At 58.9% G+C, this 11,666-nt stretch carries 12 protein-coding genes; 5 read left to right on the top strand and 7 right to left on the bottom strand.

Annotated features, from left to right (window positions below):
• Nucleotides 1-12: 12 nt before the first annotated feature.
• The 6 genes from BM131_RS15370 to BM131_RS15345 all read right to left on the bottom strand — a co-directional run bounded on the left by BM131_RS15370 (nt 13) and on the right by BM131_RS15345 (nt 4,499).
• Complete coding sequence (locus BM131_RS15370; RefSeq protein ID WP_139222650.1) at nt 13-684, bottom strand: hypothetical protein; 672 nt, start codon at nt 682-684, stop codon at nt 13-15.
• Nucleotides 685-1,285: 601 nt separating this feature from the next.
• Complete coding sequence (locus tag BM131_RS15365) at nt 1,286-1,774, bottom strand: cytochrome b (RefSeq protein ID WP_175499377.1); 489 nt, start codon at nt 1,772-1,774, stop codon at nt 1,286-1,288.
• A gap of 123 nt (nt 1,775-1,897) precedes the next feature.
• The gene (locus tag BM131_RS15360) at nt 1,898-2,389 is read right to left on the bottom strand and encodes a nuclear transport factor 2 family protein (RefSeq protein ID WP_245754270.1); all 492 of its coding nucleotides are present in this window, start codon (nt 2,387-2,389) and stop codon (nt 1,898-1,900) included.
• Nucleotides 2,390-2,441: 52 nt separating this feature from the next.
• On the bottom strand, nt 2,442-3,284 hold the full coding sequence (locus BM131_RS15355) for a nuclear transport factor 2 family protein (RefSeq protein WP_139222649.1): 843 nt from the start codon (nt 3,282-3,284) through the stop codon (nt 2,442-2,444).
• Between the two features lie 36 nt (nt 3,285-3,320).
• Nucleotides 3,321-4,184: an SDR family oxidoreductase gene (locus BM131_RS15350; protein ID WP_090190902.1), complete on the bottom strand. Its 864-nt coding sequence runs from the start codon at nt 4,182-4,184 to the stop codon at nt 3,321-3,323.
• A 30-nt stretch (nt 4,185-4,214) separates the two neighbouring features.
• A complete protein-coding gene (locus BM131_RS15345; protein WP_090190901.1) occupies nt 4,215-4,499 on the bottom strand; it encodes a DUF2218 domain-containing protein in 285 nt (94 codons plus the stop codon).
• 94 nt (nt 4,500-4,593) lie between these two features.
• On the opposite strand from BM131_RS15345, the gene BM131_RS15340 reads away from it, so the two are divergent.
• The 5 genes from BM131_RS15340 to BM131_RS15315 all read left to right on the top strand — a co-directional run bounded on the left by BM131_RS15340 (nt 4,594) and on the right by BM131_RS15315 (nt 10,234).
• Nucleotides 4,594-5,481 (top strand): LysR family transcriptional regulator, encoded by an 888-nt coding sequence (locus tag BM131_RS15340; RefSeq protein ID WP_090190899.1) that lies wholly within the window; start codon nt 4,594-4,596, stop codon nt 5,479-5,481.
• 203 nt (nt 5,482-5,684) lie between these two features.
• The gene (locus BM131_RS15330) at nt 5,685-6,743 is read left to right on the top strand and encodes a LacI family DNA-binding transcriptional regulator (RefSeq protein ID WP_090190896.1); all 1,059 of its coding nucleotides are present in this window, start codon (nt 5,685-5,687) and stop codon (nt 6,741-6,743) included.
• Nucleotides 6,740-8,257 carry a sugar ABC transporter ATP-binding protein gene (locus tag BM131_RS15325; RefSeq protein ID WP_090190894.1) on the top strand — a complete coding sequence of 506 codons (1,518 nt, stop codon included), beginning with the start codon at nt 6,740-6,742 and terminating at the stop codon, nt 8,255-8,257. Before BM131_RS15330 ends, BM131_RS15325 begins: the two co-directional genes overlap by 4 nt.
• 50 nt (nt 8,258-8,307) lie before the next feature.
• Entirely contained in the window at nt 8,308-9,258 is a 951-nt protein-coding gene (locus BM131_RS15320) for an ABC transporter permease (protein WP_090190892.1), read from the top strand.
• A 28-nt stretch (nt 9,259-9,286) separates the two neighbouring features.
• Nucleotides 9,287-10,234, top strand: coding sequence for an ABC transporter substrate-binding protein (locus tag BM131_RS15315; protein ID WP_090190891.1), 948 nt, complete (start codon nt 9,287-9,289; stop codon nt 10,232-10,234).
• A 128-nt stretch (nt 10,235-10,362) separates the two neighbouring features.
• On the opposite strand, the gene BM131_RS15310 is transcribed toward BM131_RS15315, so the two are convergent.
• Complete coding sequence (locus tag BM131_RS15310; RefSeq protein ID WP_245754269.1) at nt 10,363-11,253, bottom strand: sensor histidine kinase; 891 nt, start codon at nt 11,251-11,253, stop codon at nt 10,363-10,365.
• Between the last annotated feature and the right edge of the window lie 413 nt (nt 11,254-11,666).

The following is an 11,666-nucleotide window of genomic DNA, read 5'->3' as shown; positions in this document are numbered from 1 at the left end:
GTTGCGGACAGTTTAGTCATAGCGCAGGACATCACCCACAGCAGAGAATGTCGTGCCTGCGTCAAAGCGTTTATCAAATTCCACACCCGGCGCGATGGTCCGAAGGCCAGTATCCTGCAGGGAACTCCCATAGGTAAAATCCCAAAAGTTGTCGTTGGGATCAACGTCAAAAACTTGGTTCGTTATCTTGCCGGTTTGTAGGATATTGCTAAGCAACGCGGTGTTCGTCGAAGAAAACCAGCCTGTGTTCAGCGTATTGTTGCCAAAGCCAGTTTCAAACCCGCGCGACTGTGCACCGCTCAAGTCTGTCTTTTCAGTGGTAAGGGCGGACCAATTGCCGATATTCACGCCGTTTACCAGCAAAGAGATATCGTTAAAGTCGAACCCGTTGCTCTGAGTGTCGCCATCGTACGCCGTCAGGCGCACGTCCATGCGCGCAATGGCCCCGCCAAAATAGGTCGCACAATCAGAGAAACCGCAGTTTAAATTGATCGCGCTGTTAATCGTGAAAGGGTTGCCGCGAAACGCCGTCGGTGTCCCGTTAGAGTTGTATCCGACGTAAGCACCAGATGGATCGCTGAATTGGTAGTAAATGTTGCCATTCACACCCGTTAGGATCGTCACGACGCCGCCAGCCTGTGGATACTCTGATGGCAACGTAACGCCCGTTGTGGGAACGGTCATTGTAAATGTCGTGGCTGACACATCAGTCGGCGAAAGTAGAAGCAAGGCAGAGGCGACGAGCCCGCAGATCTGTGATTTAAACGCAAACTTCATAACAGATCTCCAGCCGTACATCCCTTCTCTTTCTCATCATTTCACGCTTTTCTCTATAGCTCGGCATCTGCGTTAAGAGAATTTTAAGGCAATTCAACCAAACGTTGCAGTTCAGCATCACAGTGTTTTGACCTGCGCCAGAATATCGCGCAGAAGATGCAATGTTTGTTTTCAACGACCGCATTTGGACCGCTTTAGGTTGGATACCAACCGAGAAGAGGCTCGAAAGATGAACAAACCGATCAGTTTATAGCTTCGCCTAAAAATGGAAAACCAAGCGGCTTTTTATAAGCGACGCAGGGTAGTAGCCCATCCAATTATTCAGAAGGGCCAATCCCAAAGCGCGCCCATCGCGTGGCACGGCAACGGCCGCTGCCGCCACGATTTCCCTGACTGTGACCAAACTCGGATCGCAACAAGACGCCTGATATACTCAATGTTGCCGCCTCGGCCCCCGCCACACCAAAAGTGCGCAGCATAACGGGGACCCCGGCAAAAACGGGCCCGCTTAGTCGGCGGCGCGCATCATCCGGCGCATCAGGCCGGTTTTGAGCACGAACTGCTGGAAAAGTGCCGCAGCAAAGTGCAAGGCGACGATCGCAAGAAGCGGTAGTTTCAGGGTCGTGTGGATGTAATCCGACGTTTCACTGCCACCAAACCATGCCAGCAGGCCGGTAATCGGCAGGATGATCATGAAGGCGTAAAGCGTCCAATGCGTCAGAAGTGCCAGCCCTTTGAGGATCGGCGCTTCATGTTCAGGCAGCGCAGGCACGCCGCGTGTGAACCGTACCGTCAGACGCCAGATCGCCAGCAAAAGGATCAGCGATCCGCCGATGACATGGTAATAGACCAGCGCTGTCATGGCAGGCACCTCGCCCGCGGCGAGCGCCTCCCATGCGGCGACGATGGGATAGTGCAGCGCGAATTGTGCGACGATCAGGGCCGCAATCATCCAGTGCAGACTGATCTGGATCCGAGAATAGCCTTTGGGTGCCATGATGTTATGCCTTTTTCTGTGCGGCGGACCGCGCCAAATTCCACCATCGCGCCCGGCGTGGATGGTAGGGTTACTAAGATGCGGCAAAGGGGCGGTCATCCCGCCCCCTGCCCCCTCACGGCTTTAGCCGTGATACGCTTGGCTGACGGCGTAGCTGTCTTCAAACCAATGCCACAGCACCACCTGACCATCCCGCACCTTGGCACGCAGCGCGAAAGTGAACTCGCCAATCTCCTTGCCGGATTTGGTCGTCACGCCATTCATTTTGCCAAAAACGGCGACAGTGTCACCAGAGGCAAAGGCGTCCGTGTTGTCCCAAGCGGTCGTCTGGAAATTTGCGCCAAAGATCGGCAGGAACGTCAGGATTGCCTCTTTGCCGTTCCACGGACCGATCCATGGCAGGCTTTTGTCGCCCTCATTGTGCCAGACCATATCGTCGGCCATTAGCGCATTCATCGTCTCCATGTCGCCAGAGCCCATGGCCCCCATGAATGCCATGACGGTGTCAAAGCTTGCTTGTGTGGTCTCGTCCATTTGGTCAGCTCCTGCTTGCGTGCCAAGGATCAGCGCGAGTGCGCCGCCCAGTGACGTTTTAAGAAGTGTTCTGCGGTGCATAATGCGCCCCTTTTGATAAGGCGGCCCCTTGCCCAAGGGGCCGCGCCTGCGTTTAGAATTTGCCAGCGTCGTTATGTGCTGCGTCCGCAGCTGGCATCGGGGCGATCACGTCCCAATGTTCGACAATCAGACCGTCCTGCACGCGAAACAGGTCGTAAAAGGCTTGTGGCTCATCCCCGATCGCGCCGTCCGACATGGTCAGCACAAAGTTGCCTTCGCCGATGACCTTGTAGACCTCGTTGTAGGTCATGGTGATGCCTTTGGCGGCCATCTCGCCCATGAAGGCACCGAAGCCGTCCAGACCGTCAGCAACCATCGGGTTGTGCTGGGTGTAGGATGCGGGGTTGATATAGTCGGTGAACTGGATTTCTTCGTGCGTGATCAGCGCCTTATTGATGAAATCTGCAACCAAGGCCTTGTTCGCCTCGGTCTTGTCGACGTCCGTAATTTCGGTAGCGCCGTCGATCTGAGTGTGACCCGACGGGTTTGGCGCAGCTTGAGGGATCAGGTTGTCCCAATGCTCTACGATCTTGCCGTCTGCGACGCGAAAGACGTCAAAGGCGATCATTGGCGACGGGCCAAAGCCTTCATAACGGCCGTGAAAGACGACAAGGTCGTCGTCAGCGATGACACGGGCGAAATCGGCTTTGAAATTGCCGCTGGCGCTTAGCATCTTGATCATGTCTTTCAGACCGTCCGTGCCGCTTGGCACATCGGGGTTGTGCTGGATGTAGCCGGGGGCAAAGTACTGATCGACGGCGTCTGCGTTGCCAGCGCCCAGCGTCGCGCTTAGGGCCTCGATCGCAAAGGCTTTGTTTTCGGCGATGTCTGCGATGGCGAGCATCGGCAGGGCGGTCGCGATGGCCGCAGATGCCAGCAAGGTTCTTATATTCACGGTGTTCTCCTGTTTTTTTTGGGGGGGGTAATTGGGTCAGCGCAAGGGGTTCAGTTCCGCACCAAGCGCACCGAAATAGGCGTCCCAGCTTTGATGCGGGCGGCCTGTGATGGCCGCGACATCGCCGGGGGTGTCGTTTGCGCCAAGGCGGATGCCTTCGTAGATTCCGGCAATGATCGGGCCATAGAAATCGCCCAGTTCAGCCGTGCGGTCCGCGACGTATGCGGCCGGCGTCATTTCGCGGTACGTCAGTCGCGTGCCAAAAGCGCGGTTCAGATAGGCGACCAATTCGGCCTGCGTCATCGGCGTGCCGTTCAGGTTTACCGTCTGCCCATCATGGCCATCGGTCGTCAGCAGCGCTGCATAGGCGCGGGCTAGCTCCGCGCGGGTCGTGTAGCCGCATTTACCGCTGCCAGCGCTATTCGCGACCTTGCCCCGCGCGCGGTACGTGTCGATATATTCGACGTCGGGTTCGATATAGATGCCATTGCGCCCGATGGCCCAGATCAAGCCGCTATTGCGCACGTCAGCTTCGGTCTGGCGGTTGCTTTGCACCACGGGGGAAAAGGGCGTGCCCGCTTCTAGGCCTTGAATGCTGGTATAGACGATCTTGCGCACGCCAGCGGCGCGGGCAGCATCAATCGCGTTGCGGTGCTGCTGAATGCGCACGTCCGGCGCGGCAAGGCCGGACACCAGCAGCAGCGTATCAACACCCGCCAATGATGCCTTGAAATCATCGGGTTGATCATAGTCCCCCGGGCGCACGTCGATCCCAAGCCCCGTGACTTTCGCAGGGGTGCGGGCCAGACCGATAATCGGTTGGTCCAACTTCATATCCAAAAGCGCTTGCGCGATAGCACGGCCAAGCTGGCCTGAAACGGCGGTGACGGCGATCGTCATGGTACGAACTCCTTGAAGGGGGTGGCAGGTTTAGGCGGCGTGTTTCCACGTCAGCGACAGGTTTTCACGAAAGGCGAACCGGGCAAGGTGGTCGCCGATGACCTGCTCTAACCGGGCCAATGCGTCCGCCTCTCCGGTCACGGTCAGCGTCAGCGTGTCGCCTTGTGCCTGCAGGGTGCTGGTCCCGAACGGCAGCGTGATTTGACCTGCCTGCGGCGTGAAAGTGACTGGCACCTTGTGGGCGAAATGCTTGCAAAGCTGCTGCAGATATCCACTAGCGCGGGTCGTCGAAATTGTTGCGGTGCTACTTGGCATCTTCGTCTCCTGTCGTTGAGAAACAGAAATAGACGCTACGCCGCCTTTCGATTAGCCTGATAATCACGACAAGATTTAACGAGAAATTAGAAAGATGATCGACGACTACCGCAGTTTGGCCGTCTTTGTGGCCGTCGCCGATGCGGGCAGCCTTAGCGCGGCGGGGCGGCGGTTAAAGCTGTCGACCTCGGTCATCAGCCACCATTTGTCCCGGTTAGAAGCCAAGCTGGGCGTCACGCTTTTCTTTCGATCCACCCGGTCGCTGTCCCTTACGCCCGAAGGCCACGCCGCCCTGCCCCCCGCCCGCCGGATGATCACCGCGGGGGAAGAAGCGATTGACGCGCTCAGCGCAGGCAGCAGCGAGCCGGTCGGTGCCCTGCGCCTGACAATGCCAGCCTGGGGCGAAAAGATGCCGTTGCGCCAGACGCTCTGGGCGTTTGCCAAGGCGCATCCCCTGATTGCCATTTCACTGCACAGCAGCGACGCGCCCGTCGATCTGGTAAAAGAAGGGTTCGACATCGCGATCCGCCTTGGCGTGTTGGCCGACAGCAGTCTGAAAAGCCGCCGGATTGGCACATTCGAACGGGTCATGGTGGCCGCGCCGGACTATCTGGCCAGCCGGGCACCCCTAAAGACCATCGAGGATCTCGCTGCCTGTGATTTCGTCGCCCTAACAATGCTGCCTGACATGCAGACGCTGCAATGTGGCGGCAGGGCTGTGTCGTTCCAGCCGGAAAACATCAGGCTAGAGGTCGACACAATCGGCTCTGCCGTGTCTGCCGTCATGGCAGGGCTCGGCGTGCAGCACCTTCCAACAGGAGAGATCACCGCCGAACTGGCCTCGGGTGCCCTTGTCCAAGTCCTGCCCGACTGGCGTTTGCCCGACCTTGGCATTTATGCAGTTTGGCCTGACATCGGACCACAAAAGGCCCTGACACGCCGCTTAATCGACTACTTTGTCGCGCGCGCCGCATCCGACTGAAGGTCAGGGTCTTGCGACAGGCGTCTTGAAGCACGTCACCGATCCCGACGGCAAGACACTGCAGGCAAAGGTCATTGCGCATGATGACGGCGGGACGGGTGTACCGAAGCATCTTGCACCCTCTGCAAATGAAAGACGTCTATCAGAAATCATTTGACGTAGCGGCAATGCGATGATCCTCTACAACCGGGAGGACTCATATCGTGAAGCGCGCACCGACTCTGGTTGATGTGGCGTCGCAGGCTGGCGTCAGCTATGCGACCGTCGATCGCGTCATAAACGGGCGCGGAGCCGTGGCCGAGAAGTCGCGCGCCTCTGTGCTTAAGGCGGTCGCCGACCTTGGCTATGTGCGCAATGTCGCGGCTGCCAATCTGGCGCAGCGCCGAATCTACCGGTTCTGTTTTGTCATTCCCGAAGGCACGAACACCTTTTTTGACCGCGTCTGCACCATCCTACGCAACGCACATCCACCCGCCGGAACCGACCGCGTCCAGATCGCAATCGAACGCGTTGCCGCCTTTGATCCGGCGGCGCTGGCCCATTGCCTAACCAAACTGGCACAAATCGACGTGGACGGTGTCGCCCTTGTTGGGATCATCGGCGCAGGTGTTGATGACGCCATCGCTGCCCTGCGGGCGAAAGGGGTTGCGGTGCTTGCGATGATCTCTGACATGCCCGCACCACAGCGCGACGCCTATATCGGGATCGACAACGCCACGGCCGGGCGGACCGCAGGCGGGCTCATCGTGCTGGCGCACGGCGGCCGGGCTGGCAGAGTGCTGCCGATCATTGGCGCAATAACGGCCCGTGACCATGCTGAACGTTTAGCCGGCCTGCGCGAGACACTCGCCCCGACCACATTGACGACAGCGCCGCTGGTCGAAGGGCGCGACCGCCACGATGTGGTTGAAGCCCGCCTGCGCGCCGTCCTTGCCGCCGACCCGCAGATTACAGCAATTTACAGCGCCGGTGCGGGCAACGCCGGCTTGATAAGGGTCATCGCCGCGCTGCCTGCAGATCGCCCGCGCCCGGTCATCGTTCTGCACGAACTTGTCGCCCATAACCGCGCGGCGCTAGAGGCCGGCCTGATTGATATCGTTATTGATCAACGGCCAGAGGAAGAGATTACACGCACGCTTGCATTGCTTCGCAGCCTTGCTGACCGGCACCCCCTGCCCGACGCACCCCTGATCGTGCCCGCGATCTACATCCGCGAAAACCTGCCGGGCACCCGCGCCCCTTCAGAAGGCCCTGCCACATGACTGCTGCCCCCATCCTCGCCCTACGGGGCGTCCACAAAAGCTTTGGCCCCGTCGAAGTTCTGTCAGGCATCGACGTGACATTGCTTAGCGGTGAAGTGCTCGCCCTGATCGGAGAGAACGGAGCAGGCAAATCAACCACCATGAAGATCCTCGCGGGCTATCAGCCCGCCACCGCGGGCCGCATTATGCTGGACGGCAAAGAGGTCCGCTTTGACTCTTTGCATGATGGCGAAGCTGCGGGGATCGTGTTGATCCACCAAGAATTCAACCTTGCTGAACAGCTCACCGTTGAGCAGAATATCTTTCTTGGGCGCGAGCTACGGCGCGGCCTGCTGCTGGACAAGTGGCGGATGCGGGACCTGACGCAGCAGTACCTTGGCCGCCTTAAATGCCGCATCGACCCGGACACCCCCGTGTCCCGCCTGTCAAATTCAGACAAGCAAATGGTCGAAATCGCCAAGGCGCTTAGCCGCGATGCGCGCGTCCTTATCATGGACGAGCCGACAGCCGTGTTGACCGGATCAGAGGTAGAGGTGCTTTTCGAACAGGTCCGCGCATTGCGCGCGGCGGGCACAGCCATCCTTTTCACCTCTCACAAACTGGGCGAAGTCGCCGCGATCGCTGACCGCGTGACAATCATGCGCGACGGGGCCGTTGTGCGCAGCGACATGGTCGCGGCCATGACAGAGGATGACATGGCGACGGCGATGGTTGGGCGTGACGTATCCGCCCTTTATCCGCCAAAGCCGGGCGTGGCGCATGATGCGCGCATTGCGCTGCAGGTACAGGGGCTGACGGTGCCCGGCCACGCACAAGACATCAACTTTACCCTGCATCAAGGAGAGATCCTTGGCATCGCTGGCCTGATCGGCTCTGGCCGGACGGAAGCGATGGAGGGCCTTTGCGGCCTACGCCCAGCGACAATATCCGCGCTGCAGATCGAAGGGCAGCCCTTGGCTATACGCAACACGGCCGACGCGTTGAACAATGGCCTGTGCTATATGACAGAGGACCGCAAATTGCGCGGGCTGCTGCTGGACAAGGGGATGCGGGTCAATCTGACGCTTCAGGCGCTGGCCCGCTTTGGCCGTATCCTGATTGATCGGCGTGCAGAGGATGCGGCACTTGCGCAGGCGGTCAAGGACTTCGATATCCGCGCAGGCAGCGCCGATGTTCTGGTCGGCAATCTGTCGGGCGGGAACCAGCAAAAGCTGCTGCTGGCCAAAATCATGCAATCCGAACCCCGCATCCTGATCGTCGACGAGCCAACACGCGGCATCGACATTGGCACGAAACAGCAAATTTACACCTTTCTACGCGCGCTCGCGGCCTCTGGAAAAGCGATCATCGTCGTGTCGTCAGAGATGCAAGAGATCATCGGCCTGTCCGACCGCGTTCTGGTTATGCGGCAGGGCCGGATTGCTGGCACGCTGGACGGCGACGCCATCACCGAAGACGCAATTGTGCGCTGCGCCATGGGCGTGGGTGCTGACCCAGACGAAAGGGCCGCCTGATGGCAACCGAAACAGCAAATCCCCCGCGCAGACGCAGCCGGATACCGTCAATGAGCGTGCTTGGTCCGATCTTGGCGCTGGTGATCTTGATCGTCATTGGCGCTGCGTTGAACGGCAATTTCCTAAGTGCGGGCAATATCAACAACGTGCTGTCACGCTCTGCCTTTATCGGGATCATCGCGGTTGGCATGACCTTTGTCATCACGGCGGGCGGGCTGGACCTGTCGGTGGGCTCTATGGCGGCATTTATCGCAGGCATGATGATCCTTGTGATGAACGCCGCCCTGCCCACGTTGGGCGTCGGCATCCCGATCATTCTACTGGGGATGCTGGTGGCCCTGATCGCCGGGATCGCAGCGGGCATGTTAAACGGTTTTCTGATCACCACCTTAGGGATCGAGGCCTTTATCGTGACGCTGGGCACGATGGGCATCTACCGCAGCCTTGTAACATGGCTCGCCAATGGCGGCACCCTGTCGCTCGATTTCGATCTGCGCACCTTCTACCGCCCGGTCTATTTTGACGGCATCCTTGGCGTGTCTTGGCCAATCATCGTCTTTGCCGTCGTCGTTATCTTGGGCGAAATCCTGATGAGCCGCGCCCGCTTTGGCCGTCACTGCGCGGCGACCGGATCGAACGAGCACGTCGCCCATTATTCATCCGTCAACGTAGGTCGCACGCGGATGCTGACCTATATCATGCTCGGCCTGCTCGTGGGCGTCGCCACAATCATGTATGTCCCGCGCCTTGGCTCTGCCTCTGCATCCACTGGCGTTCTGTGGGAACTTGAAGCCATCGCCGCCGTGATCATCGGCGGCACGGTCCTAAAGGGCGGCTTTGGCCGGGTCTGGGGCACCGTGATCGGTGTGCTGATCCTAAGTTTAATCGACAACATTTTGAATCTGACCGACCTCGTCTCGCCCTACCTGAATGGTGCGATCCAAGGCGTCATCATCGTACTGGCTGTCATTTTACAGCGAGAAGCCAAGGCGAAGGGCTGACAACTTCGCTGCTCTGGGAGGAGAAACAATGTCTTATTTGAAAACGATACTTGCCGGGACCGCCGCAATTGCCATCGGCACCGCGGCCATGGCGCAGGATACCAAAGTGATCGGCGTGTCAATCCCGGCGGCGACCCACGGCTGGGCGGGCGGCATGAATTTTCATGCGCAAGAGGCCATTGAGCGTTTGGAAGAGGTCTATCCCGACCTTGATTTCGTGCTGGCCACGGCGTCCGACGCGGTCAAGCAGGTCAACGACATCGAGGACATGGTCGCAACCCGCAACATCAGTGCGCTGGTGGTGCTGCCCTTTGAATCTGATCCGATCACCCCGCCCGTCCAATCCGTTGCCAACAGTGGAGTCTGGGTCACGGTCGTCGATCGCGGACTGTCGATCCCGGGGATCGAGGATCTTTACGTTGCCGGTGACAACCCGGGCTTTGGCACCGTATCGGGCGAATTCATGCGGTCCCAAATGCCCGATGGCGGCAAGATCGTCGTGCTGCGCGGCATCCCGACGACCATCGACAACGAACGCGTTGCAGGGTTCGAGGCAGCCATTGAAGGATCAGGGATCGAGATTGTCGGCATGGAGCACGGCAACTGGAACCGCGACGACAGCTTCAACGTCATGCAGGATTTCCTGTCAAAGTATGACCAGATCGACGCGGTCTGGGCCTCTGACGATGACATGGCGGTCGGCGTGCTTGCCGCAATCGAGGCGGCGGACCGGCAAGACGTCAAATTCGTGCTGGGCGGCGCGGGCATGAAGGAAATGGTCAAGCGCGTGATGGACGGCGATGCGATGATCCCCGCGGACGTCACCTATCCACCCTCAATGATCGCGACGGCGATCGAACTCACGGCCGTTGGTATGACCTCTACCGCGCCGGTGTCCGGCACCTTTACTATCGGGTCCGTGCTTGTCACCCCGGACAATGCCGCACAGTTCTACTATCCCGACAGCCCATTCTAAAAACATACGGAAGTCAGCCTAGACGGGGCTGACTTCCTTCCCTGCGCGTGACGACCACATTGCGGGGACACGACCGGACCCGGACAGGCCAAGCACCAAATTCCTAGCAATACTGGTTATTCATACGCTTAGCTGGGATCGGGTGACTTACTTTTTTGAAGCGATAAGGTGAATGTGCTGCCGACGCCGACTTCACTGCGAACACTGATGGTCCCACCTTCAAGGTGAGCGAGCTCTCTTGCAACGGATAGGCCCAATCCGGTCCCGGCAGCACTGCGGGAAAATGAGCCATCGGCCTGGTGGAACGCATCGAATATCTTCTCAAGCTCGTGGGGTGCGATCCCCGTCCCTGTGTCAGAAACCTCGATATGAACCTTGTCCTCAGACTCGTTGACGACGACAGACACCTTGCCCGCATCGGTGAACTTGATGGCATTTCCGATCAGGTTGATGACAATTTGCCGCGTGCGCGTCACGTCTGCCAACATCAGACAGGGGGCCATTGTGGCCTCAAGCTTTAGTCCTTTTTCGTCCGTGAGGGTCCTCATCTGGTCCACCACGGGGTTAAGGACCTCTAGCACGTCACAAATCTCTGGATCGACCTCTAGGCGGCCTGTTTCCATCTTTGCGTAATCCAGCAGTTCGTTGACAAGGAACAGCAAATGCTCGCCGGATCGTTCAATTTTCTCCATACCTGTGGTCGCGGTCCGCAGCACATCCTCTACGCTGCTTTGCAGCAGCGCCGGATCAACTTGGCCAAGGTGACTGACCTCCTCCAACCGCTGCGCAGGAGGCATCTTGCGCAGGTTTTTTCCAAGCCGTGCGTAGCCCAGAATGACCGTCAATGGCGTCCGAAGCTCGTGGCTCACGACGCTCATGAAGTTCATCTTTGCCCGGTCGGCGACTTCGGCTGCCTCTCTTGCCTGCTGTAGGGCGACGATATCCCGGCGCGCCTGCGCTTCACTGGTTTGCAGTTGGCCCGACACGCGCAGCAAATGCCGGACAATCCACAAAAGCACGCCGCCGCTTGCTAAACCCACGGCGATTAAAACCGGCAGCATTTTCGCCAAAAGGTCAGTGCCCGGATGAGCGGCCTTCCATCTGAGCCATGTATGGATGCCCCCGTTGGTGCAAGTGATTTTTGAACGGTGCGAGCGTGTGATCGGGTGCTGTCATGTATCAGGCCTCTGTGTGCGGCGTTGATGTGACCGCGGGCCGGTATGGCGATGCGCGGACCAGAAGCAAATCAACAAACCGAGCTCTTTGGCTCCTGCGCAAATGCTGCTTTCTCTGACCCGGATCTGATCGATCCTTTGCCCTTACTGTTCAGTGACCTCCTCACACCCCCAACTTACCGGGACGTCGTGACGCGCAATCTTCGCTACGCCATCGTCGCCACCGGATTCCGGTAATCCTGTTGTTTCGTCATCAT

The sequence above is a fragment of the Loktanella salsilacus genome, assembly GCF_900114485.1.
In the GTDB taxonomy this organism is placed as follows: domain Bacteria; phylum Pseudomonadota; class Alphaproteobacteria; order Rhodobacterales; family Rhodobacteraceae; genus Loktanella; species Loktanella salsilacus.
Note: the sequence above shows the minus strand (reverse complement) of the source record. Positions and strands in the feature narration are given on the sequence as shown.